The organism is Micromonospora sp. WMMA2032, from assembly GCF_002688545.1.
In the GTDB taxonomy this organism is placed as follows: Bacteria; Actinomycetota; Actinomycetes; order Mycobacteriales; family Micromonosporaceae; genus Micromonospora; species Micromonospora sediminicola.
On sequence record NZ_CP024052.1, the window covers coordinates 2,198,767 to 2,222,886 of the forward strand.

20 protein-coding genes are annotated in these 24,120 nt (G+C 75.4%); 6 read left to right on the forward strand and 14 right to left on the reverse strand.

Going from position 1 to position 24,120, the window contains the following annotated elements; genetic code table 11:
• Positions 1-71: 71 nt before the first annotated feature.
• The 4 genes from CO540_RS09500 (at position 72) to CO540_RS09515 (ending at position 4,016) form a co-directional block, all read left to right on the forward strand.
• A complete protein-coding gene (locus tag CO540_RS09500) occupies positions 72-1,220 on the forward strand; it encodes an RNA ligase RtcB family protein (RefSeq protein ID WP_099161751.1) in 1,149 nt (382 codons plus the stop codon).
• Positions 1,217-1,822, forward strand: coding sequence for a peptide chain release factor H (gene prfH / locus CO540_RS09505; RefSeq protein ID WP_099161752.1), 606 nt, complete (start codon positions 1,217-1,219; stop codon positions 1,820-1,822). The genes CO540_RS09500 and prfH overlap by 4 nt, the downstream gene beginning before the upstream one ends.
• Positions 1,819-2,790 carry a phosphotransferase family protein gene (locus tag CO540_RS09510; protein ID WP_099161753.1) on the forward strand — a complete coding sequence of 324 codons (972 nt, stop codon included), beginning with the start codon at positions 1,819-1,821 and terminating at the stop codon, positions 2,788-2,790. The genes prfH and CO540_RS09510 overlap by 4 nt, the downstream gene beginning before the upstream one ends.
• A gap of 233 nt (positions 2,791-3,023) precedes the next feature.
• Positions 3,024-4,016, forward strand: a complete 993-nt coding sequence (locus CO540_RS09515) for a GGDEF domain-containing protein (RefSeq protein WP_099161754.1) — start codon at positions 3,024-3,026, stop codon at positions 4,014-4,016.
• 42 nt (positions 4,017-4,058) lie between these two features.
• Here CO540_RS09515 and CO540_RS09520 read toward each other — a convergent pair whose 3' ends face one another.
• Entirely contained in the window at positions 4,059-4,484 is a 426-nt protein-coding gene (locus CO540_RS09520; protein ID WP_091583820.1) for a VOC family protein, read from the reverse strand.
• 133 nt (positions 4,485-4,617) lie between these two features.
• Between CO540_RS09520 and CO540_RS09525 the strand changes: the two genes are divergently transcribed.
• Positions 4,618-5,445, forward strand: coding sequence for a DUF72 domain-containing protein (locus tag CO540_RS09525; RefSeq protein WP_216642387.1), 828 nt, complete (start codon positions 4,618-4,620; stop codon positions 5,443-5,445).
• 12 nt (positions 5,446-5,457) lie between these two features.
• Here the strand turns inward: CO540_RS09525 and CO540_RS09530 are convergent, their stop codons facing one another.
• The 12 genes from CO540_RS09530 to CO540_RS09585 form a co-directional block, all read right to left on the reverse strand.
• On the reverse strand, positions 5,458-6,876 hold the full coding sequence (locus CO540_RS09530) for an ATP-binding protein (protein ID WP_099161756.1): 1,419 nt from the start codon (positions 6,874-6,876) through the stop codon (positions 5,458-5,460).
• Between the two features lie 55 nt (positions 6,877-6,931).
• Positions 6,932-8,590, reverse strand: a complete 1,659-nt coding sequence (locus tag CO540_RS09535; RefSeq protein ID WP_099161757.1) for an FAD-dependent oxidoreductase — start codon at positions 8,588-8,590, stop codon at positions 6,932-6,934.
• 135 nt (positions 8,591-8,725) lie between these two features.
• Entirely contained in the window at positions 8,726-9,526 is an 801-nt protein-coding gene (locus CO540_RS09540; RefSeq protein WP_099161758.1) for a methyltransferase domain-containing protein, read from the reverse strand.
• 6 nt (positions 9,527-9,532) lie between these two features.
• Complete coding sequence (locus CO540_RS09545) at positions 9,533-10,330, reverse strand: ABC transporter ATP-binding protein (protein ID WP_099161759.1); 798 nt, start codon at positions 10,328-10,330, stop codon at positions 9,533-9,535.
• Complete coding sequence (locus CO540_RS09550; RefSeq protein WP_157779090.1) at positions 10,330-11,073, reverse strand: ABC transporter ATP-binding protein; 744 nt, start codon at positions 11,071-11,073, stop codon at positions 10,330-10,332. Before CO540_RS09550 ends, CO540_RS09545 begins: the two co-directional genes overlap by 1 nt.
• A complete protein-coding gene (locus tag CO540_RS09555; protein WP_099161760.1) occupies positions 11,070-12,080 on the reverse strand; it encodes a branched-chain amino acid ABC transporter permease in 1,011 nt (336 codons plus the stop codon). The genes CO540_RS09550 and CO540_RS09555 overlap by 4 nt, the downstream gene beginning before the upstream one ends.
• Positions 12,077-12,958, reverse strand: a complete 882-nt coding sequence (locus tag CO540_RS09560) for a branched-chain amino acid ABC transporter permease (protein ID WP_099161761.1) — start codon at positions 12,956-12,958, stop codon at positions 12,077-12,079. The genes CO540_RS09555 and CO540_RS09560 overlap by 4 nt, the downstream gene beginning before the upstream one ends.
• Positions 12,955-14,148 carry an ABC transporter substrate-binding protein gene (locus CO540_RS09565; RefSeq protein ID WP_099161762.1) on the reverse strand — a complete coding sequence of 398 codons (1,194 nt, stop codon included), beginning with the start codon at positions 14,146-14,148 and terminating at the stop codon, positions 12,955-12,957. Before CO540_RS09565 ends, CO540_RS09560 begins: the two co-directional genes overlap by 4 nt.
• A 50-nt stretch (positions 14,149-14,198) precedes the next feature.
• Positions 14,199-14,603 carry a roadblock/LC7 domain-containing protein gene (locus CO540_RS09570; protein ID WP_091578763.1) on the reverse strand — a complete coding sequence of 135 codons (405 nt, stop codon included), beginning with the start codon at positions 14,601-14,603 and terminating at the stop codon, positions 14,199-14,201.
• Between the two features lie 18 nt (positions 14,604-14,621).
• Positions 14,622-17,084: a nitrate- and nitrite sensing domain-containing protein gene (locus CO540_RS09575; RefSeq protein WP_157779091.1), complete on the reverse strand. Its 2,463-nt coding sequence runs from the start codon at positions 17,082-17,084 to the stop codon at positions 14,622-14,624.
• Positions 17,085-17,263: 179 nt separating this feature from the next.
• Positions 17,264-17,725: a helix-turn-helix transcriptional regulator gene (locus CO540_RS09580; RefSeq protein ID WP_099161764.1), complete on the reverse strand. Its 462-nt coding sequence runs from the start codon at positions 17,723-17,725 to the stop codon at positions 17,264-17,266.
• Positions 17,726-17,892: 167 nt separating this feature from the next.
• On the reverse strand, positions 17,893-19,167 hold the full coding sequence (locus tag CO540_RS09585) for a cytochrome P450 (RefSeq protein ID WP_099161765.1): 1,275 nt from the start codon (positions 19,165-19,167) through the stop codon (positions 17,893-17,895).
• 172 nt (positions 19,168-19,339) lie between these two features.
• Between CO540_RS09585 and CO540_RS09590 the strand changes: the two genes are divergently transcribed.
• A complete protein-coding gene (locus tag CO540_RS09590; protein ID WP_099161766.1) occupies positions 19,340-20,386 on the forward strand; it encodes a zinc-dependent alcohol dehydrogenase family protein in 1,047 nt (348 codons plus the stop codon).
• Positions 20,387-20,450: 64 nt separating this feature from the next.
• Here the strand turns inward: CO540_RS09590 and CO540_RS09595 are convergent, their stop codons facing one another.
• Positions 20,451-23,681, reverse strand: a complete 3,231-nt coding sequence (locus tag CO540_RS09595; RefSeq protein ID WP_099161767.1) for an Ig-like domain-containing protein — start codon at positions 23,679-23,681, stop codon at positions 20,451-20,453.
• Positions 23,682-24,120 lie beyond the last annotated feature (439 nt).

Genomic DNA, 24,120 nt, shown 5'->3' on the forward strand with positions numbered 1-24,120 from the left:
GACCGCACCCCGCCCGCAGGCCGAGCCGCCTGCCGTTCGCCGCTCTCCGCCCTTCCCAGAAACGAGCGTCTGTGTCCGTGCACCCCTCCGGGCGGGCCGCCGTGCCCGCCACCGTCTCCGTCTTCTCCTCCCCCGGCAGTTGGATCGAGTCCGCCGCGCTGGACCAGTGCCACCAGGTCGCCGCGCTGGACGGCATGGCGCACGTGGCCGCCATGCCGGACCTGCACCCCGGCAAGGGCGCGCCGATCGGCGCCGCGATGGCGTCGACGGTGCTCTACCCGTTCCTGGTCGGCTCCGACATCGGGTGCGGCATCGCGGTGTTCCCGATCGCGCTGCGGCGGGCCGTACCCGAACGACTGGCCGCCCGGTTCCCGGACCTGGACCGCGCCCTCGACCCGGAGCGGGACGCCGACGACCCGGCCTGGTCGGTGCTGGCCGGGGACGTGCCCGCCGGCCACCTGGACGGCCTCGGCACGGTCGGGCGCGGCAACCACTTCGTCGAGCTGGCGCGCGTCGGCCCGATCCTCGCGCCGGAGCACGCCGACCGCATCGGCCTGGCCACCGGCGACCTGGTGCTGGTGGTGCACTCCGGGTCGCGCGGGCTGGGCGAGCGGATCCTGCGCGAGCACACCGAGCGGCACGGGGCGGGCCCCGCGCCCGACCCGGACGCCTACCTGGCCCGGCACGACGCGGCGGTCCGGTGGGGCTCGCTCAACCGGCGGCTGCTCGCGGCCCGGGTCGCGTACGCGCTGGGCGCCGAGCCGACCGAGCCGGTCGTCGACCAGTGCCACAACCTGGTCGACATCCGCGACGGGCGCTACCTGCACCGCAAGGGCGCGGCCCCGGGCGACGGCCGGGACGTGCTGGTCGCCGGCACCCGGGGCACACCGTCCTACCTGGTGGCCGCGCACGCCGGCGCGGACGCCAACCACTCGGTCGCGCACGGCGCCGGCCGGAAGATGTCCCGGGCCGACGCGCTGCGCCGCGGCCGGGCCAAGCACACCGTGGAGGAGCTGCGCCGTACGCCGGTCGGGTCGCTGGTGGTGTGCGGCGACCGTCAGCTGCTGTTCGAGGAGGCGCCCACCGCCTACAAGCGCATCGAGCAGGTGATCGGGGACCTGGTGGCGCACGACCTGGCCACCCCGGTCACCACCACGGTGCCGCTGGTCACCTACAAGACCCCGGACGTCGGCGCGGGTCGCCGCCGGAGCCGGCGGTGACGGAGCTGTTCCTGTCCGCCGGGCGCGGACCGCAGGAGTGCGCGTGGGCGCTGGCCCGGCTGCTGTCCCGCCTGGAGGCCGACGCCGCCCGGCGCGGCCTGCGCGTGGTCCGGGTCGAGACGGTGCCCGGTGAGCGCCCGGGCACCCACCGGTCCGTGCTGGTCCGGATCAGCGGTGCGGGCGCGGAGGAGTTCGCCGCCGGTTGGACCGGCACGCTCTGCTGGCAGGCGGCCAGCCCCTACCGTCCGGGGCACGGGCGGAAGAACTGGTACGTCACCGCCCGGCCGCACCGGGCCGACGTGGCGGCGACCCCGTTCCGCGAGGCGGACGTCGCGATCGTGCCGTGCCGCACCGGCGGACCGGGCGGCCAGCACCGGAACAAGGCCAGCACCGCCGTCCGCGCGACCCACCGCCCGTCCGGCCTGACCGTGGTGGTGGACACCGAACGGCACCTGCACCTCAACCGGCGGATCGCCGTCGACCTGCTGCGGCGGCGGCTCGCCGAGGGCGACGACGCGGCCCGGCGCGCCGGCACGACGGCGCGTTGGCGGATCCACGACGAGCTGGTCCGGGGCGACCCGGTCCGGGTGGAACGACCGTGACCCGGGCGTTCCTGCGGCGCGACGACGTCCGCGACCTGGTCCGCGACCGGCTGGGCCCGGATCGGCGGGTCACCGCGCTGGACCGGCTCACCGGCGGGACCCGCAAGGGCGTGTACCGGATCGGGCTCGACGACGGCGGGTCGGTGGTCCTCTACGTCTGGTCGGCGGCGGAGAACTACTGGCCGGAGTCGGCGACGGTCCCGGACGACCCGTTCACCGAGGCGTCGGGGGCGGACCTGTTCGCCACCAACCACGCCGCGCTCACCGCCGCCGGGGTGCGCGTACCGCGCCTGATCGCGGTGGACCGCACCGGGCGTCACCTCGACGCCGATGTCGCGCTGGTCGAGGACGCCGGCGGGGTGACGCTGGAGGCGTTGCTGGCCCGCGACCCGGTCCGGGCCGCCGCGCCACTGGCCCGGCTCGGGCACGCGCTGCGGCGGATGCACACCACGGCCGGCCCCCGGTACGGCCGGCTCACCGACGCGCCGGGGGCCTCCGTCGCGCGGGCGGCCGAGGACGTCGTCCTGGACCGGGCGTTGGCGCACCTCGACGGGGCCGCCGCCCGGGACCCCCGGCCGGCGGCGGCGCGGGACCGGATCGCCGCCCACCTGCGCGAGCTGCGGGAGCGGGTGGCGCCGCGACGGGCGTACGCGCTGGTGCACGGCGAGCTGGGCCCGGACCACGTCCTCGTCACGCCGGCCGGCGAACCGGTGATGATCGACTTCGAGGGTCTGACCTGGTTCGACGTCGAGTGGGAGCACGCCTGGCTCCGGCTGCGTTTCGGCGGCGCGTACCCGGCGCTGCGGCCGGTCGCGCTCGACGCCGACCGGCTGGAGTTCTACCGGTACGCGCAGGTGCTGTCGTTGATCGAGGGTCCACTGCGGATCGCCGGGACCGACTTCCCGGACCGGCGGTGGATGCGCGAGCTGGCCGACCGGAACATCGCCGCGGCGCTCTCCGTGCTCTGAGCGGCTCACGCATGGTGACCCGCAGGTCACGGCACCGTCTCATTTCGCACCGATGAACGCCTGATGAACGGTTCGCCTCTTGACGACCGGGCGGCCCGGTCATTGAATTTCGACGTGGCGAGCTGCCCCGCGCGCGTGTCGTCCACACCGGCCGTCAGCGGGGGCGGGCCGGTCGCCCGAGCCCGTGCCCGCACCGGGGCGCCCGGCCGACACCCGCCCCGGCGGGCCGTCCGATGACCGAGCGACGCCGACGCACGCTGCTCAGCGCGGCGCTGCACGCCGTGTCGCACGCCGTCGCCGTCGTCTACTGCCTGACGACGCTCGCCGAGCCGCACCGGCCGCTGATGCTCGGGGCGTACGGCTGCGGTCTGGTCGCCGGCGTCGCGGGCTCGTGGGTCGCGACCCGGGTGACGTCGAAGACCTGGAGCTACCGGGTCTCCTCCACGCTGCTGCTGATCACGCTGGTGGTGGCCGCGGTGGGCGCGCTCGGCGACGGCGGGGTCTCCTCCCCCGCGGCGCTGGGCTTCGTCACCACCGCCGTCTTCGTCGCCAGCTACACCCCGCAGCTGCGCCTGATGCTCGGCTTCGAGGTGCTCATCCTCGGCACCTACCTCCTGGTCGCCGTCGCCGGGCCACCCGCGCCGCGCGGGCACGTCTTCGTCTACCTCGCCGGCATGCTGGTGCTCGTCTCGGTCTGCTCCACCCAGACCCGGGCGCTGGCCCGGCAGCGGTCCCAGCTGCGGGCGCTGGCGTCGCTGGACCCGCTCACCGGCGCGCTGAACCGGCGCGGCCTGGCCGAACTGGCCCGCTTCCTGTTCCGCGCGGGCTGTCGGCCCGGCCCGTCGCTGCTCTGCCTCGACCTGGACGACTTCAAGCTGGTCAACGACCGTCTCGGGCACGCCGCCGGGGACGACCTGCTGCGTCGGGTGGTGGCCGCGACGCGCGAGGTGCTGCGCGGCGGGGACGCCATCGCCCGCATCGGGGGCGACGAGTTCGTGGTGGTGCTCGCCGACGCCGACACGGAGGCGGCCCGCTCGACGGCGGCGCGGATCGAGGCGACGCTGCGCCCGCTCACCTCGGTCAGCGTCGGCACCGCCACCGCGCCCTTTGACGGCGACACCCTGGACCGGCTCCTGCACGCCGCCGACCAGCGGCTCTACCGGGTCAAACAGCAGCGCGGACGCGCCGGCGGCCGGCTGCTCGCCGACGGCGGCGGACGCGGCTGACCACGCCCCGGCTGCGGACCCGGCCGGGTGGAGGGCTCCGGGTCAGGCGACGAAGACGCAGAACGGGTGACCGGCCGGGTCGGCGTAGACCCGCAACGGCTCGTCCGGGTCGTCGACGCGGTCCAGCAGCAGCCGGCCGCCGAGCGCGAGCACCCGCTCGTGCTGCCGGTCCAGTTCCGCCACTGACGGCACGGTCAGGTCGAGGTGCAGCTGCTGCGGCACCTCCCCCTCCGGCCAGGTCGCCGCCGGCAACCGCTCGACCTGCTGGAACGCCAGCTGCGGGGCGCCCTCCGAGGTCCGCAGCACCAGCCAGTCACGGCCCCGCCCGTCGGGCTCCCCGGCCGCCGGGGGTTCGTCCCCGGGCCGGTAGACCAGGCCCAGCAGCGCGCGGTAGAACTCGGCCAGGGCCCGTGCGTCGGTGCAGTCGAGCACCACCTGGCACAGCCGCAGACCCGGTCCGTCGGTCACCGTCACCACCTCCGGACCTCCTCCTGCCCCGGGCGGGCCCGGCCCAATCCGCCCGCCGGGCGCTTGGATACGGTGGGCGCGGCTGCGACGCGGCGAGGGAGGACACCGGATGCGCCTGCACGTGGGCTGTGCGATGTGGACGCACCGGTCCTGGTCGGGGCGGTTCCTGCCGCACCCGTTGCCGGCCCACGAGCGGCTGCGCGCGTACGCCGGCTGGTGCGACGCGGTCGAGGGCAACACGACGTTCTACGCGACCCCGAGCCGGGAGACCGTCGCGTCCTGGGCGGAGCAGACCGACCCCGACTTCCGGTTCCTGCCCAAGCTGCCGAAGGCGGTCACGCACGGGCACCGGCTCACCGGCGGCGAGGGCGACCTGCGGGCGTTCCTGGACGCGGTCGAGCCGCTCGGCCCCCGGGCCCACATGCTCTGGGTGCAGCTGCCCGGCGCGTTCGCCCCCGACGACGTGCCCGTCCTGGACCGGTTCCTGCGCACCCTGCCCACCACCCACCGGTACGCCGTCGAGGTCCGCCACCCCGCCTTCTTCACCGACCCCGGCGCGGTGCGGGCGCTGGAGGACACGCTCGGCCGGCACGGCGCGGAGTGGGTCCCGTTCGACACCACCGCCTTCTTCCGGACGCCGCCGACCAGCGACGCGGAGCGGGAGGCGTGGACCCGCAAGCCCCGGCTGCCGCTGCGGACCCGCGCGTTGACCGACCGGCCGGTGGTGCGCTACCTCGGCCGCGACGACCCGGCCACCACGGTCGAGGGCTGGCAGCCGTGGCTCGACGTGGTCGCCGCCTGGCTGCGCGAGGGCCGCTCGCCGACCGTGTTCGTGCACACGCCGGACAACGCGGACGCGCCCGAACTGGCCCGCCGCTTCCACGACCAGGTGCGCGCCCGGGTGCCCGGGGTGGCGCCGCTGCCCGAGCCGGCCCCGGTCGGCCCGGCGACGCTGTTCTGACTGTCCGGCCGGTCAGGCCGGCGTCAGCGGCAGCAGCACCTCGAACCGGGTGTCCCCCGGCTCCGACCGCACCCGGATGTCGCCGTGGTGCTTGTTGACCACGATCCGGTACGAGATGTCCAGGCCGAGACCGGTGCCCTCGCCGACCGCCTTGGTGGTGAAGAACGGCTCGAAGATGCGCGGCCGCACCTCCGGCGGGATGCCCGGACCGGTGTCCCGGACCTCGACGGTCAGCCGGTCCTCGGTGCGCCCGGTCCGGACCGTCAGCGTGCCCTCGCCCGCCATCGCGGCGAGCGCGTTGTCGATGAGGTTGGTCCACACCTGGTTGAGTTCGGCGGCGTACGCCGGCACGGCGGGCAGGCTCCGGTCGTACTCCTTGACCACCCGCACGCCCGCCGGCACCTTCGCCTGGAGCATGACCAGCGTGGCGTCGAGCAGGTCGTGCACGTCCACCGTCTGGTAGGGCGCACGGTCGAGTTGGGAGTACTGCTTGGCGGCCCCGACCAGCCCGGAGACCCGGGTCACCGCGTCGTCGATCTCGCCCATCAGCAGCTCGGTGTCGATGGTGTAGGTGATCCAGTGGACCGCCGACTCCAGGTCGTCGCCGCCGACCGCCGCGTCGACCTGGGCGAGCCACCCGCTGTCGATGCCGCCCGCGACCAGCGTCGGGGCCAGCTCCCAGGCCCCCCGTACGCCGTGGTCGTCGAGCCAGTCGGCCAGCTCGTCCTCGGCGTCGCTGGCCGCCAGCGGCGACAGGCCCGGCGCGGCGGCGGCCCGCTTCACCGCCTCCTCCTGGAGGGCGACCAGGTCGTGCAGCCGCCGCCCGTCCAACCGCCCGTCGGCGATCATGGCGAGCTTGTGCCGCATCTTCGCGACCCGCCCGCGCAGCGCCGAGGTGGCCCGCACGGCGGCCGCCGCCGGGTTGTTCAGCTCGTGGGTGAGCCCGGCCGACAGCGCGCCCAGGGCCAGCAGCCGTTCCCGTTCGCCGACGATGGTCTGCGTGTTGCGCATCCCGACGAACAGCCCCTCCAGCAGGTGGGTGGCCATCGGGAACCAGCCGCGCATGGCGTCCGCGATGACCGCCGCCGGCAGGGCGAACACCGCGCAGTCGGTGACCGCGCGGAGGCTGTTCAGGTAGCGCTGCTCGGCCGGGTCCCCGACGTACGCCTGCATCGCGCCGCCGTAGACGCCGGGCTGGCTGGTCCGGCTCAGCTCCACCTCGTCGCCCTGGACCCGGCGGTGCATGGCGACCGTGCCGTCGAGCAGCACGTAGAAGCAGCTCGCCGGCTCGCCCTCGACGTAGACCGGCTCGCCGGCGCGGCGCCGCTCCACCCGGCCGTGCTCGGCCAGGTGGGACAGCTGCTCCGGGGTGAGCGACTCGAACAGGAAGAGCCGCCGCAGCTCGTCGACGGTGAGCCTGTCCGTGGTCACTGGGCCTCCTTCGTTCGCGACTGCGGGGCTCGCAAACCCGGCTCACTCCTCGCGCTCACTGGGCCTCCAAATAGCGGTGCACCAGCGAGACCGCCATCGCGCCCTCGCCCACGGCCGAGGCCACCCGCTTGACCGAGTCGGCCCGCACGTCCCCGGCGGCGAACACGCCCGGCATGCTGGACTCCAGGTGGTAGGGGTCGCGCGGCAACGCCCAGCCCGGCGGCCGACGCCCGCCCCGGGTCAGGTCCGGGCCGGTGAGCACGAAGCCCCGGCCGTCGCGGGCGACCGCGCCGCCGAGCCAGTCGGTGCGCGGCTCGGCGCCGATGAACACGAACAGCCAGGAGGTCTCCACCTCGCGGGTCGCGCCGGTGCGCACGTCCCGCAGCGTCACCCGTTCCAGGTGCTCGCCGCCGGCGCCGCCGACCACCTCGGTGCACGGGTGCACCTCGATGGTGTCGATCCGGGCGATCTGCTCGATCAGGTAGCTGGACATCGACCGGGTCAGGTCCTCGCCGCGGATCAGCAGATGCACCCGGCGGGCGTAGCGGGAGAAGTGCACGGCGGCCTGGCCGGCCGAGTTCGCCCCACCGACGATGTACACGTCCGACCCCGAGCAGCTCGGCGCCTCGCTGGCCACCGAGCCGTAGAAGCAGCCCCGGCCGGTCAGCTCGGCCAGCCCGGGCGCCGGCAGCATCCGGTAGGAGACACCGGTGGCGAGCACCACCGTGTGCGCGGCGACGCTGCTGCCGTCGCTGAACCGCAGCACCCGCGCCCCGCCCGCGTCCTCCAGCGACACCACCTCGCGCGCGCTGAGCAGCTCCGCGCCGAACCGCAGCGCCTGCCGGCGGGCCCGGTCGGTGAGCTGGGCGCCGGAGACCCCGTCCGGGAAGCCGAGGTAGTTCTCGATCCGGCTGCTCTGCCCGGCCTGCCCGCCGGTGGCCCGCCGCTCGATCAGCACCGTTCGCAGCCCTTCGGAGGCGCCGTAGACGGCGGCGCCGAGCCCGGCCGGGCCGGCGCCGACCACCACCAGGTCGTAGAACTCGGCCGCCGGAGTGGTGGCCAGCCCGACCTGCGCGGCCAGGTCGGCCGTCGACGGCTGCACCAGCGACTTGCCGTCCGCGGTCACCACCAGGGGTACGTCGTTCGCGGTGACGCCCGCGGCGGTGAGCAGCCCGGCGCCCTCCGGCTCGTCGGCGGGCACCCAGCGGAACGGCACCAGGTTGCGGGCCAGGAAGTCCCGGGCCGTGAACGACGGCGCCGACCAGCGGTGCCCGACCACGCGCAGCTCGGGGGTGGTGGTGGCGCCGTCGGCCGTCCACGCCTCCAGCAGTTGGTCCAGCACCGGGTAGAGCTTCTCCTCCGGCGGGTGCCACGGCTTGAGCAGGTAGTGGTCGAGGTCGACCACGTTGATCGCGTTGATCGCGGCGTCGGTGTCGGCGTACGCGGTGAGCAGCACCCGGCGCGCGGTGGGGAAGAGGTCCATCGCGGCCTCGAGGAACTCGATGCCGTTCATCTGCGGCATCCGGTAGTCGGCGATCAGCACCGCCACCTGCTCGCCGCGCAGCCTCAACTCGCGCAGCGCGTCCAGGGCCGCCTCGGCGGAGTCGGCGCGGACCACCCGGTAGCGGTCGCCGTAGCGGCGCCGGATGTCGCGGGCGACCGCCCGGGAGACGGCCGGGTCGTCGTCGACGGTGAGGATCGCGGGGTTGGGCATGGCCCCACTTAAGCACCACCGGCGGCCGACCCGCACCACCCGCCCGGTCCGGCTCAGCCCGGACGGCCGGGGTCGCGGGGCGGCACCGGGTCGGGTCGCGGGACGCGCGAGGCCGGCGACGGTGACCGGGGACCTTCAGGCGCGCCTCCCCCGCGTCGACACGAGCTGGTAGGACATCACCGCGAAGGCCGGGTCGCGCAGCAGCCGGCGGAACGCGTCCAGCTGCCCCGGCGACAGCCCGGCGTCGAGCAGCTCCGGTTCGAGCTGCCGGGAGTTCGTGCCGTACAGCGACGCGCCGAGCGAGCCGCCGGGCCAGCTGCGCGCGTGGACGACCGTGTCCACGTCGACCAGCCCGGCGGCGGTCAGCTGGGCGTGCACGTCCTGCGCCCAGGCCAGGTCCGCGCCGTGACCCTGGAGGATGCCGAGCATCGCGTCGGTCACCTGGGCGAACAGCTTCGCCGCGTCGTCGCTCGGCGCGGTCAGCACCCGCAGCGGCGCGGTGCAGTCGAACTCCTCGACCACCAGCCATCCGCCCGGCGCCAACGCGCCGGCCAGCGTACGCAGCACCCGGCGCCGCTCCGGCAGGTGCAGCAGCACCAGTCGGGCGTGGACCAGGTCGAACGGGTCGCCCGGCGGTGGCTCGTGGCGCACGTCGTGCCGGCGTACCTCCAGGTTGCCGCCCGGGCGCAGGTGCGCCAGGTCGAGGTCGGTCGCCACCACCCGGCCGGACGGGCCGACGGCGGCGGCCATGGCCCGGGCGACCGAGCCGCCCCCGGCGCCGACCTCCCAGCACCGGGCGCCCGGCGTGAGCAGCGGCGGCGCGATCCGGTCGGTGGTGATCGGGTCCAGGAAGGACTCCAGGGCGCGCAGTTGGGGCACCGCGTCGGCGGCGCCGGTGTCGAAGGCGTAGTCGGTCTCGGGGGCGTCGGTCGGCATCGCTCCTCATTCCTGTCCCGGGTTGTCGGTTCGCGGTCCCGGCGCCGCCAGGGAGCCGGACCGGGGCCGGGGAGCCGGCGGCTCCGCGACCGTGGCGACGCTGAGCAGCGCGGCCACCGTGCCCGGGTCGGCCCGGGCCTCGTCGGCCGGTCGGTCGTAGACCACCCGGCCGTACTCCAGCACGGCGATCCGGTCCGCGACCGCGACCGCGTGCCGCACCTGCTGCTCGACCAGGAGCACGGTCAACCCGGACCGGGCCAGCGACCCGACCAGCTCCCGCACCCGCGCCGCCAGGTCCGGCGCGAGCCCTTCGCACGGCTCGTCGAGCAGCAGCACGCGGGGTTGGCCGAGCAGCGCCCGGGCGATCGCCAGCATCTGCTGCTCGCCACCGGAGAGCTGGTCGCCGCGGTGACGCAGCCGGGCGCCGAGCCGGGGCAGCAGGTCCAGCACCCGGGCGACGGTCCAACCCTCGCCGCCGGGGGTGGCCGCCCGCCACGGCGCCGCCGCCAGGACCAGGTGCTCGGCCACGGTCAGCCGGGAGAACACCCGCCGGCCCTGCGGCACCAGCCCCACGCCGGCGCGGGCGATCCGGTGCGGCTGCCGGCCGGCCACCGGCACCCCGCCGATCTCGATCCGCCCGGCCTGCGGCCGGACCAGGCCGGCCACGCAGTGCACGAGCGTGCTCTTGCCGGCGCCGTTGCGGCCCACCACCGCCTGCACCGCGCCGGGTCGCACGTCGAGGCTCACCTCGTGCAGCACGGTGCCGCCCGCGTAGCCGGCGCAGAGCCGGTCGATGCGCAGCATCACGTCATCCCCTCCGCGTACGCTTCCCGGACCGGACCGGACGCGCGGATCTCGGCGGGCGAACCGGCGGCGAGCGTCCGCCCGTCGCGCAGCACGGTCACCGTGTCGCAGAGCGCGTAGACCAGGTCCAACCGGTGCTCGACGAGCAGCACCGCGACCGCGCGGGGCAGCCCGCGCAGGAACTCCACCAGCCAGCCGACCTCCGCCGCGGACAGCCCGGCGGCCGGCTCGTCGAGCAGCAGCAGCCGGGGCCGGCCGGCCAGCGCCACCGCGATCTCCACCTGCCGGCGCTGCCCGTGGGCGAGCTGCCCCGCCGGAACGGCGGCGAGATCACCGAGGCCCACCCGCGCCAGCAGGGCGTCCGCGGTACGCCCGGCCGCCCGTCGCCGCGCCGCCGGATGCCACCGTCCCGTGCGGACGGCCCGGGGCAACGCGGCGACCAGCACGTTCTCCCGCGCGGTCAGCGAACCCCAGACGGCGGGACGCTGGTGGATGCGGCCCACGCCGCGCCGGGCCCGGGCCGCCGGCCCGAGTCGGGTGACGTCCCGCCCGGCCAGGCGCACCCGGCCGGCCGCCGGCCGGGTGGCGCCGGCGAGCACGTCGAGCAGCGTGGTCTTGCCCGCGCCGTTCGGCCCGATCAGCGCGTGCCGTTGGCCGAGCGCGACGCGCAGGTCGACCCCGTCCAGCGCGGCCAGCGACCCGTAGCGCACGGTGACCGCCTCGGCGGTGAGCAGCGGGGTCACGCGCCCACCCCCGTGGGGACGGTCGACCGGGGCGTCCCGGCGGCGGGCCGCTCCCCCGGTGCGGGCGCCGCCGGGCGCCGGCGCGGCCGGCGGGCCGTGGGCAGCAGGTACGCGGCGGCGACGAACGCCAGCCCGAGCACCAGCGGCGCCTGCCCCGGCAGCGCGCCGAACAGCCAGTCCCGGGCGGCGACGACGAGGACCGCGCCGACCAGCGCGCCGCCGACCGAGGCGGTGCCGCCGACCACCACGCCGAGCAGCAGCAACGCGGAGGTGTCGAAGCCGAAGTCGGCCGGCGAGACGTACTGCTGGGCGGTGACCAGCAGCGAGCCGGCCGCGCCGGCGATCGCCCCGGCGGCCACGTGCACGCCCGCGACGTGCGCCGACACCCGGTGCCCGCCGGCCCGCAGCCGCGCCTCGTCGTCCCGGCCGGCCCGCAGCAGCAGCCCCACCCGGGTCCGCAGCACCAGCAGCACCAGCCCGGCGAGCACCGCCACCACCACCAACGTGTAGAGGTAGCGGGCCCGGTCGGTGGCCAGCGGCGGCAGCCCCCACAGCGGGCGGGTCGGGGCGATGCCGGCGAGCCCGTCGGTGCCGCCGGTCACCGCGGTCCAGCGACCGGCGAGCACCACCGCCAGCTCGCCGACCGCCAATGTGATCATCAGGAGCACCACGCCCCGGGCGGGGACCACCAGTGGCAGCGTCGCCACCGCCAGCGCGGCGCCGGCCGCCGCCGCCACGACGAGCTGCACCGGCCCCACGTCGGAGAGCTGACCGCCGACCACGGCGCCGGTGTACGCGCCGGCCGCGTACGGCGCGGTCTGCCCGAGCGTGGGCAGCCCGGCGACCCCGGTCAGCAGCGCCACGCCGACCGCGACCAGGCCGAGCGCCAGCGTGCGGGCGAGCAGCGCGACGGTGTAGTCGTCGACCGCCCAGGGCGCGACCACCAGCCCGGCCAGGACGGCCGCCCCGACGAGCCCGCGCAGCGCCCGTACGGCCCGGTCCCTCATGTCGCCCGCCGGACCGTGGCCAGCCCGCGCGCCCGCGCCGCGAGCACCACCGCCATGGCGGCGAACAGCAGGAACGGGGCCGCCGACGGGGCGAGCGCGACACCGAGCGTCTGGATCTGGCCGACCGCCAGCGCGGCGAGCAGCGTGCCGGTCATCGACCCGAGGCCGCCGAGGACCACCACGACCAGCGACAGCAGCAGCACCCCGTCGGCGGTGTCCGGTCCCGGGCCGATGATCGGGGCGCCGAGCACGCCCGCGGCCCCGGCCAGCGCCCCGGCGGCGGCGAGCACGCCGACCCGCACCACGGTCGGGCTCACCCCGAGCACGGCGACCATCTCCGCGTCGTCGACCGCCGCCCGCACCAGCATGCCGGCCCGGGTCCGGCGCACCACCAGGTGCAGCAGGACCGCGAGCAGCGCGGCCACCACGATGAAGACCAGGCGGTACGCGGCGTAGCGATGCCCCGCGACCGTCACCGACCCGTCCAGCGCGGCGGGCACCCGCACCGGTGGGTCGTCCGGCCCGAACGCGCCGACGAGCAGGCTCCCCCCGACCAGCGCGACGCCGAACGTCAGCAGCGCCTGGGTCAGGTGGTCGGCCGCCGCCGCCCGGGTGAGCAGCACCGCGACCAGGGCGCCGGCGGCGGTCGCGGCGGCCACGCCGACGAGCAGCGCCAGCGCCAGGCTGGGCCAGCCGCCGTCGAGCAGCGCGGCGGCGGTGTAGCCGCCGACGGCGAACAGGGTGCCGTGCGCCAGGTTGAGGATGCCGGCCACGCCGAAGCAGAGCACCAGCCCGGCCGCGGCGACGAACACCAGCAGCCCGTAGGCGACGCCGTCCAGCGCCGGCACGACGTACGGGTCGACCGGCACGCCGGTCATCCGCCCACGGTGGCGAGGTCGCCCACCACGGTGTTGGACAGCGCCCGCCCGTCCTGGCGGACCTGGCGCAGATACCACTTCTGCACCGGCGCGTGCGTGGTCGACGAGAACTGCCAGGTGCCGCGCGGGCTGGCGATCTGTCCGAGCTGACCGATCGCGGCGTTGATCCGCTCCGGGGTGGCGTCGTCGCCGGCCGCCGCGACCGCGCGGTCCAGCACCGCCGCCGCGTCGTAGGAGGCCATCGCGTACGTCGTCGGGGACCCGTCGTGCGCGGCCTTCCAGGCGGCCACGAACGCCCGGTTCTCGGCGTTGTCGAGGTCGGGCGAGTAGTTCAGCACCGAGTAGATGTCCCGGGCCGCGTCGCCCTGCGCGTCGAGTACGCCACCCTCGGTCAGGAACCCTGCGGCATAGAGCGGCACGTCCCGGATCTCCGACTGGGCGTACTGCTTGACGAAGTCGACAGCGGCGCTGCCGGCGTAGAACGTGTAGACCGCGTCCGCGCCGGACGCCTTGATCCGGGCGAAGTACGGGGTGAAGTTGGTGGTCGCCGGGAACGGCGTGAACGTGGTCTTCCCGTCCGGGTTGGCGAGCTGCCCGCCGGCCCTGGCGAACGCCTCGGTGAAGCCGCGCAGCTCGTCCCAGCCGCCCTGGTAGTCCGGGCCGATGGCGTAGACGCTGCCCTTGACGTCGTCGCGCACGTGCTGGGCGATCGCCTCGCCCGGCTCGTCGGAGAGGTAGGAGGTGTGCCAGACCCGGGACACGTCCTTGATCTCCGGCCGGCCGTTGGAGCCGACGAACGGCACCTTCGTCTCGGTGAGCAGCGGATGGACCGCGGCCACCGAGCCGCCGCCGACGATGCCGGTCAGCGCCACCACCCGGTCCTGCTTGAGCAGTTTGGTGGCGGCCGGCACGGCGGTCGCCGCGCCGTTGCCCTCGTCCGCCACGACCAGTTCCACCTTCTTGCCGCCGAGCTTGCCGTCGTGGGTGGACAGGTAGAGCTGGAAGCCGTCGCGGATGTCCTTGCCGACCGCCTGGTAGGTGCCGGACAGGGACGCGAGCAGGCCGATCTTGACGGTGCCGTCCGCGCCGCCGGCGGACCGGTCGTCGGCGCAGGCGGGCGCCGCGAGCAGGACGAGGGCGAGCAGCGCCGCGGTGCGGGCACGGCTGCGCCGGGGCAGGGTCAGGGACATGGTGTCTCTCCTGTGCGAGGGGGGGGAAGGGTCCGGCGGGGTGCCGGCGGTCAGCGGCCGCGGCTCAGGGCCGCCCGGGCCGCGGGGGTGAGCGCGTCGCCGATGCGGTTCGCCAGCTCGGTCATCTCGTAGGAGACCTTGCCGACGTCGCACCTCGGGTCGGCGAGGACGAGCAGCGAGGCGCCGTCGTTGAAGGCCATGGAGAACATGAAGCCGCCCTCCAACTGGGTGACGTTGGAGATCACCGCGCCGGCGTCGAAGAACGCCGCCGCCCCGCGCAGCAGGCTGACCAGCCCGCTGCCGGTCGCCGCCAGCTGGTCGGCCCGGTCCGGCGGGAGGCCGCGGGTGGCGGCCACCATCAGACCGTCGCTGGAGATGGCGATCGCATGGCTGACCTCGGTGGCGCGCTCGGCGAACGCGTCCAGCAGCCAGCCGAGATCCTGGTGGTCGGTCACGGGCACTCCCTCGTCGGGTCAGTGGGTGATCAGGTTGGCCCGGCGGCCGGCGACGCCGCGGGCGTACGCGGCCATGGCGGTGGCCACCCGGGCCGGGTCCCGGTGGTCGGTGGCCGGGCGGGGCGCCGGGACACCGCCGGGCACCAGGTGCTCCTGCGGCTGCCGCCGGGGCAGCCCGGAGGTGGTGGTGCCGGCGACCCGTGGCTCGTCGACCCGCGCCGCCGACTGCCAGGCGTCGTCCGCGGGACCGGACCACGGCGTGCCGTCGACGCCCGGCCGGTCGCCCTGGAACCAGTGGTTGACCTGCGCGAAGATGACCGGCTCCTCGGTCGGCGGGTCGCCGCCGCCGGGCGCGGCCCGGAACACCGGGGCGACCGGGAGCGCCCGCTCGGCGGCCGGTCCGCCGGCCCACGGCTGCGGGGCCGGCGGGGCGGCGGGCGCGACGGTGGCCCGCCCGGGCGGGTACGCGACCGTGGTGCGTGCCGCCCGCCGGGACGGCCGCTCCGGGCTGAGCAGGAACTCCTCGGGCGGCAGCGGCCGGATCAACGCGGCCGGGAGGGCCACCTCGGCGATGGTGCCGCGGCGTGGCCCGGACCGGAGCTGGACGGCCGCGCCCAGCCGGGTGGCGAGCTGCCCCACCACGACCAGCCCCATCGCCCGGACGGTGGCGACGTCGATGGCGGGCGGCCGGGCGAGCAGGTCGTTGAGCTGCTGCCGGCGGTGCGGGGGCAGCCCGACGCCCTCGTCGCTGATCTGGACGATCACCCGGTCGCCGAGGCTGCGGCCGGTCACCCAGGCCTCGGTGGCCGGCGGGGAGTAGCCGGTGGCGTTCTCCATCAGCTCGGCGAGCAGGTGCACCACCTCGTCGACGGACTCGGCGGCGACCGCGACGTCGCCGTCGACCAGGCCGAGGCGGATCCGGGCGTAGTGCTCGATCTGGCTCTGCGCGGCCTGGAGCACCTGGGGCAACGGCACGTCGTGGTGGCGTACCCGGCCGACGCCCACCCCGCCCAGCACGAGCAGGCTGGCGTTGATCCGACCCATCCGGGTGGCGAGGTTGTCCAGCGCGTAGAGCTGGTGCAACCGGTCGGGGTCGGTCTCGTCCCGCTCGACCCGGTCCACCTGGGCCAGCACCGCGTCGACCAGACGCTGCTCCCGCCGGCTGAGATGGATGAAGATCTCCGCGGTGTTGGCCCGCATCACCGCCTGCTCCGCCGCCGTCCGCACGGCCGCCCGGTGCACCGCGCTGAACGCCTGCCCGACCTCGCCGATCTCGTCGTCGCCGGAGACCTCCAGCGTGTCGACGGCCTGCCGGCGGGCCAGCTCGTCCGGGTCGACCGAGGCGCTGTCCGGTTCCTGGAGCCGGGCCACCACCTGGGGCAGTCGCTCGAACGCGACCGCATTCGCCGCGTCCCGCAGCCGCCGCAGCCGCCGGGTGATCTGGCGGGCCACCGCCCAGGTCACCAGCGCGGTCAGCAGCAGGGCCAGCACCGTGGCCGCGGCCTCGACGACGGTACGCCGCCGCTGGTCCGTGTGGGCCGCGCGGATGTCGTCGAGCACCGTCCCGTCGACCCGCAGGCGCAGCTCGGCCAGGCGTACCGCCCACTGCTGGGTGGCGGTCAGCCAGGTCCCCAGCTCCAGCTCCAGGCGGTCGCCCGCCGCCGTGCGGGCCACCTGGTCGAGCAGCCGTTGCAGCCGCAGCGCGCTCTCACCGCTGCCGGCCTGCTCCCACCAGCCCTGCCAGGCCGGCCGGGCCAACGCCAGGAACGCGAGGCTCGCCTCGGTGACACCGGTCCGGGCGGCGGTGATGTCCTGCTGCAACGCGGGGGTCACCTGGCCGGCGGTGACCGCCCGCAGCACCGCCACCTGCTGCTGGCCGACCGCCTCGGCCACCTTGGACAGCGCGGCCGAGGCCCGGATGCCGTCCGCGATCCGCGGGTTGACCACGCCGAGGGTGACGCTCTCGCGCAGGCCGAGCAGGTCGGCGATGACGATGCGGTAGCTGAACGTCATGGCCGACACCGAGGCGCGCTCGGCGGTGCGCACCTGGGCGCGCAGCGGGGCGAGGCTGTCGAGCGCCGCGTCTATCCGCGGCAGCACGGCCCGCTCGGCGGCGGCGCCGGACGGCACCTCGGCGCGCCGGCGACGGTAGCCGGCGACCGCGGCGTCGGTGGCCGTGGTGGCGTCGGCGAAGGCGTCCTGCTGCTCCGGGGCGCCCCGGGTCAGCAGGTCGGCCGCGACGATCCGTTCGTACTGCAACCGGTGGGCCAGGTCGCCGGCCTCGGCGCCGAGCTGGGCCAACAGGCCGAGGTCGCTGGCGCGGGAGGTCTGCCGGGCGCTCTCGGTGAGGGCCAGGCCGGCGAAGCCCATCACGGCGACGAGCGGCGCGGCCACGATGAGGCGCATCCGGCCGCCGATCCGCCACCGGCGGCGGCGGGTCGGGTAGGGTCGGGCCGCGTGGGACCTCGTGCTCGACGCCACTGCTGACTCCCCGCACTGATCGGCAAAGTTCTATCTGCATTTGCGGATTGCACGTCCCATTGCGCCGGACGGCGTGCGCGGAGGCCAGACCCGCTCGTGGTACAAACAGGCCGTACCAGCATCTGTACCCGGAGTTGGCGACGCCGGGGGCGGAGCCGGGGATCCGGAGGCGGCGGAGGTCAGTGCCGCCCGGCCGCCGACGGCGGTTGGCCCTCCGACCCGGGTTGTGCGAGCACCTGGCCGATCAGCTCCCGCAGCTCGTCGATGGCCGCCACCACGGCCTGCGGATCGCGGGGGTCGCGCCGCGGAGCCGGCGGCGGACCGGGCGGCTCCCAGCCCGCCACCTCAGCGGACCGCGGCCCCCGCCGCCCGTCCGCGGCCAACTGCTCCGCCGCGACGCGCGGCCACAGGTCCGCCAGCCGGCCGCCGGTGGCGAGCACCTCGTCGCACCGGACGGCGAACTCCTGGCTGCCGAAGCGCCGGCCCGACTCGACCGCCGCGACCGTCTCCCGGCTGAACCGCACCCGCTCCGCCAGCGTCCGCTGGGTCAGGCCACGTCGCGTCCGCCAGCGGCGCAGCTCGGCCCGGAACTGCCGGCTGGCGGCGGCGGGATCGGCGTTCGACGCGGGCGTGCGATCCATGTGCTCACCTTCGCGACGCCGGATCGGCGCCGGCAGCAGATCGAGGGCGGGTGATGACTGGGCGTTCGCAGGGGGTCATTCTTAACCCACGGACGTGCGGGTGTGAAGACACGACTGCGCTCCGTGTCCGTCGACGGTGGCCGGTCGACGTCCCCATCGGCGCGCGGTCACGCCGCCGGACGCGACTCGGAGCGCACCGCCGGATCCACCACCGCGGGCAGGCCGCGGTGCGCGCGGAAGGCCAGGTTGGGCCGGAAGACGCGGTCACCGCGGGGCGCCGGACGCAGACCGGGCAGCGCCGAGGCGAGGCGGGTGAGGGCGACACCCGCCTCCAGCCGGGCCAGCGCCGCACCGATGCAGAAGTGCGGTCCGTGCCCGAACGAGAGGTGGTCGTGCGCGTCCGGCCGACCCGGGTCGAACCGGTCCGGGTGCCGGAACACCGACGGGTCCCGGTTGGCGGCGCCGATCAGCAGCAGACACCGCGCGCCGGCCGGTATCGTGACGCCACCGAGCGTGACCGGCCGGTTCGTGATCCGCAGCCAGCCGTCGATGGCGGGCGCGAAGCGCAGCGTCTCGGCGAGGAAGGCCGCGACCTCGTCGGGCCGCTCGGCGAGCGCCCGCCACCGGTCCGGGTCGGACAGCGCGTGGTCGAGGGCGTGGGCGAGCAGCCCGGCGGTGGTCTCGTGACCGGCCACCAGCAGGTTGAACACGATGCTCGACACCTCGGCGACGGTGAGGACCGCGTCGTCGCCACCGCGGTACGCCAACAGCTCGTCCACGTAGTCGTCACCGCCTCGACCGTTCGTGGCGTGGTCGTCGAGCCGGCGCCGGACCAGGTCCTGGCAGTAGCGCCAGAACTCCAGCAGCCCGCCCGCCAGACGGACCTGCTCGGCCGGGTCCGGCCGCCCCCAGATCAACGCGATCTGCCCGTCCGCCCAGGCCCGGATCCGGGGCACGTCCCGGGCGGGCACGCCGAGGATGTCGAGCAGCACCAGCAGCGGCAGCTCGGCGGTGAACCCGGTGACCAGGTCCACCCGCTCGCCGGCCCGCGCGGCCAGCCGCGCCACCAGCTCGTCCACCCGGCGCCGGACGATCCGCCCGTACCGCTGCTCGACCCGCTCGGTCGTGTTGGCGAACGTGACGCGCAGCGCCCGACGGGTGCGCGGGTGCACCGGCGGGTCCGCCGCGGCCGTGGTGGGCGGGGCGTCGATCTCGGCGACCAGCGCCAACGCCTCGGGGCACATGTCGTAGACCGGGGCGAGCGTGAGGGCGTTGCCGAACGTACGCGCGTCGGCCAGCGCCCGCCGCACGTCGGCGTGCCGGGTGATCAGCCACAGCCCCAGCTCGTCGTCGTGGTGCACCCCGCCGCCGTCGGCCAGCAGTCGCGCCCACACGCCGGACGGGTCGGTGAGATGGGCCCCCGTGAACGGATCCAGTCGCATGGCCGCCTCCTCACGTACCGGTCACCTTCCTTACCGTGCGCTATCGGACGAACACGCGTCAACATCCGTCGACATCGATATATTTCTGCCGCTCCCGCGCAATCTGCACCCCGCTCCTTGCCCCCTGCGCCTCCCTTCCGGCGGTGAGGGGCGGGGGTGGGAGGATCGGGAGGTGCGTGCGGTGGTGGTCGAGGAGTTCGGGGTGGCGCCGGAGGTCCGGGAGGTGCCGGATCCGGCGCCGGCGCCCGACGGGGTGGTCGTGCGGGTCGGCGCGACCGGGCTCTGCCGCAGCGACTGGCACGGCTGGCAGGGCCACGACCCGGACATCCGCCTGCCGCACGTGCCCGGGCACGAGTTCGCCGGCGTGGTCGTGGCCGTCGGCACGGAGGTGCGCGGCTGGCGGCCCGGCGACCGGGTCACCGCGCCGTTCGTCTGCGCCTGCGGGCGCTGCCCCTCCTGCCTCGCCGGCGACCAGCAGGTCTGCGAGCGGCAGACCCAGCCCGGCTTCACCGGCTGGGGGTCGTTCGCCGAACACGTGGCCGTGCGCGACGCCGACGTCAACCTGGTCCGGCTGCCGGACGACCTGGACGACCTCACCGCCGCGGCGCTGGGCTGCCGGTTCGCCACCGCGTTCCGGGCCGTGGTCGGGCAGGGCCGGGTGGCCGCCGGGGAGTGGGTGGCCGTACACGGGTGCGGTGGGGTCGGCCTGTCCGCGGTGATGATCGCGGCGGCGAGCGGCGCCCGGGTGGTGGCGGTGGACGTGACGCCCGCCGCGCTGGAGCTGGCCCGGCGCTGCGGGGCCGCGGTCTGCCTCGACGGCGGCGCGCTGGGCGGCCCCGGCGAGGTGGCCGCCGCGGTCCGCGAGGCGACCGGCGGCGGCGCGCACCTCTCGCTCGACGCGCTGGGCAGCCACGCCACCTGCGTCGCCTCCGTCGAGAGCCTGCGCCGGCGGGGTCGGCACGTGCAGGTCGGGCTGCTGCCCGCGGCGCAGGGCCGGCCCGCGCTGCCGATGGACCTGGTGATCGCGTACGAACTGGAGCTGCGTGGCAGCCACGGCATGCCGGCGCACGCCTACCCGGAGATGCTGCGCCTGGTCACCGCCGGGGTGCTGCGCCCCGGCGAGCTGGTCACCCGCACCATCGACCTCGCGGCGGCGCCGCAGGCGTTGGCCACCATGGACCGTCCGACCGTCGCCGGGATGTGCCTCATCCGTCCCTGAGGACGGTCGCGGGCCGGCCCGACGTCGGGAGACCCCGACGCGGACCGGCCCGCGACCGACCGGCTCAGTCCGTCACGGTCACCGAGACGGTACGGGACGGCTGCTGGTACTGCCCGTGGTTGTCCATGCCGCGGATCGTCACCGTGTACGTGCCGGCCGGGACGACCGGCGACGTGTACGCGAAGTTCGACCCCGGCGAGCCCGGGCTGGTGAGGAACGCCGCGATCCACGGGTAGTTGCCCGCCGTGCCCGGCTTGCTGAACGTGCCGGACGCGTTCATCCCCTGCCCGGCGCTGTTCGCGATCTGCAGCTCCACCCGCTGCATCCCGACGTCGTCGACCGCCCGGCCGCTCACCACGATCCGGCCGCCGGTGTAGGCCTGCCCCTCGACCGGGGTGACGCTCGGCTCCAGCCTCGGGTCGAGGTCACCCGGGTAGACGAGGTACCGGGCGGTGGCGCCGGTGGTCGACCCGTCCTGCTGCCCCGCCGTGTCCACGGCCCACGCCTCCACGGTGAACGTGCCCTTGGTGGGCAGGTCGATCGCGAGCGTGAACGCGGTGTTCGTCGCGCCGGGCGCGGCCAGCGTCGCGTCGACGGTGGCGAACGCCGCCGCCATCGTGCCGTTGGGCTGCACGTACCGGCCGGTGTCCAGGTCGCGCAGCGCCACCCGGACCGCCCGGACGCCCTTGTCGTCGGTGGCGGTGCCGCTCAGGTCGAGGTGCAGCCGGTCGATGTCCTGGTTCACGCCGGTGAAGCTCAGCAGCCCGTTCGGGAAGGCGTCGCCGGGCACCTGCGCGGTGACGGTGAGCCGGCCCAGGTTGCCGGTGGACGTGGTCAGGCCCAGCTTGTCGGTGGCGCGTACCCGGAAGTCGTAGACGCCCGGGGTGAGCGGCACGGTGGTGAAGGACCAGTCGAACGTCGCCGCGTCGAGGTTCAGCGGGGAGATCCGGTGGTATGCGGCCACCGAGTCGGCCCCCCAGGTGCCGTCCGCCGCCAACGCCTCGCGGGTGGTGTTGTTGCGCAGGTAGATCTCGACCGACTTCAGGGCGTCGTCGTCGCTCGCCCGGCCGGCGAACGTGACCGTGGCGCCCGGCGCCACGGTCAGCGGCGCGGCGGCGGTCGGCGGGGTCATCGCCACCGGCGCCGTGATCGCCACGGTCGGCGGGACGCCGGTCGCGGAGACCGTCCAGTCCCGGGTGTCGCCACGCAGGTCGCTCTGCCCGGCGGTGTCGACGGCGGTGGCCGCCATCCGCCACTGCCCCTCGGCCGGCAGCGTCACCTCGAACTGCCACGTGGTGGAGACCGCGCCGATCACGTCCGGCTCGCCCCGGAAGGTGTTGTAGACCGGCGCGACGGTGCCGTCGTCCTGCAGGTAGCGGTTGTCCGAGGTGCGGAACGAGTAGACCAGCGCGTTGACGCCCTTGTCGTCGGTGGCGGTGCCGGTGGCCACGAAGCTCTTCGTCGCGAGCAGGCCGGCGGCCGGCGAGCTGATCCGGGTCGACGGCGGCAGGTCGTCGAAGCGGAACGCCTCGATCTTCTTGATCGCCTTGGTGGTGTCGCCGGCCTTGTTCCGGTCGAACGTCTTCGCCTGCAACTGGTACTCGCCGGCGGGCAGGGACACCGGCAGGGTCCACGTGGTGGAGGTGGCGTTCGGGCTGGCCACGGTCGCGAGGACACTGTTCGACGCGCCCCAGGTGGTCAGGTCGTCCTGGAGGTACCTGCGGCTCCTGCGGTCCAGGATCTCCACCTGGACCTTCGCCACGCCGGCCGGGGCGAGCGCCTGACCGCCGATGGCGAAGGACTCGCCGGCCTGCTTCACCGCGCCCTCGATCGGCGTGGTGATGGTGGTGTCCAGCGCCGCCGGCGCGGGCTCCCTGGAGAGGTCGAAGAACGCCACCCGGCCGGTGGTCTTGCCGCCCTTGGTGTTGCCGTCGCCGCCGACGAGCAGGCCGCGCGAGGTGGCCAGCATCGCCTTCTCCCCCTCGTACGAGTTGGAGCCGGGGTTCCACTCCAACGCCGTGCCGGTGATCGGGTCCAGCGCGCCGAGGTGGTCGCGGCGGACCACCTGGTCGCCGAGGCCGTAGCCGCTGAGCCCCTGACCGGTGCCGTAGCCGACGTTGTCCAGCCCGGGCCACGGCACGTTCGAGGTGGGCGACTCCTGCCAGCTGAAGTGCCCGCCGACGTAGACGGCGGTGGCGGTGATGGCGACCGAGTAGATGCTGTCGAAGTGCCGCGAGATCCAGAGCGGTTCGACGTGGTCGTTCCCGCTCAACGGGTACGCGATGGCGGTGTCGTTGATCGGCGGCCGGTCGCCGCCGGAGCCGCTGGTGACCACGAAGTACGAGTCGTCCGGCGCGATGTCGCCGGCGAAGACGCGCTGGATCCCGCCGACGAAGGAGAGATTGTCCTCCCACAGCCGGGTACGCCAGGGCAGCAGGGCCTTGCTGGCCGTACCGATCAGGGCCACGCCGTAGCGGTCCTGCCCGGCGATCTGCCGCCCGGTGTGCACGACCAGCAGCTTGCTGCGGTCGTGGGTGAGCTTGAGCTGCTGCACGGTGAGCATGCCGCCCACCCCGATGCCGCCGGTGAGCGGCAGGTTGAACGCGGTGTCGACCGCGCCGCTGGTGGGGTTGAGCGCGACCAGGCCGCTGCGGGCGACGCCGTTGACGGTGGCGAACTGACCACCGACGTAGACGGCGGTGGGGCTGACGGCCAGCGCGGTCCCCCGCGCGCTCGCGTTCGCGGTGAACGCCGCGACCGGCGCGCCGGTGGTCGGGTTGAGCCGGGCGATCTTGCGCTTGGTGACCCCGTTGATCGTGTTGAACGAGCCCGTGATGTAGAGCGAGGACCCGTCCGGCGACGCCTCCACGGCGGCGACCGCGCCGTCGATGGTCGGCCGGAAGCCGGTGTCCACCTTCCCGGTGTCCAGGTTGTACGAGGCCAGCGACTTCTGGGCGATCGCCGTCCCGCCGACGTTCGTGATCGAGGTGAAGGTGCCCGCGATGAAGACGCGGTTGCCGATCACCTCGATGTCGGTGATCTCGCCGTTGGTGATCTGCGGCGTGTCGGTGCGGGGCGTGGACGGCACCAGCCGGGTGTCCCCGGGGGTGACCTGCGCCCTGGTGGCGACCGTACGGGCGGCGCCGATCGCCGCGCTGCCACCCAACGTCTCCGCGCCGCCGCGTCCGGTGGCGCCGGCGTCCCGGACGGTGACGGTGCCGGCGATCGCCGGCACTCCGGCCACCACGACCGCGCCGGCGGCGAGCACCGCGACCGCGCGACTCCAAACTCGCATCGAGACAACTCTCCCTGTCCGCCGGGACCGCGCCCTCGGGTGGTTCCCGAGTCCATCCGTCCGCGTGCCGGACGTCACCGTAGGAGGCAAGGAGTTCTCGCGATACGCCGCCGCACCGGTAATCGACCGCCAGACATCAATTCCGCCCACACCGGTGGCCCCCCTCCACCGATCGGCCACCCCACCCCACCCACCCCCACCCACCCACCCCGTCGATCATGAAGTTGACCGCTCGATCCGCCCGATTCGTCACCGCCAACCTCATGATCGACGCCGCGGTGACGGGTGAGGTGGCGCGACGGTGGGTCAGGGGGTCTCCGGGGGAAGGAGGAGCTGGGCGTGCGGGTGACGGGCGGACGACTGACGGAGTGTCAAATGTCGACCGAAAACGGGGGACGCAAAGTGCTCCGAGGAGGGCGCGGATATCCGACCGGGCGGC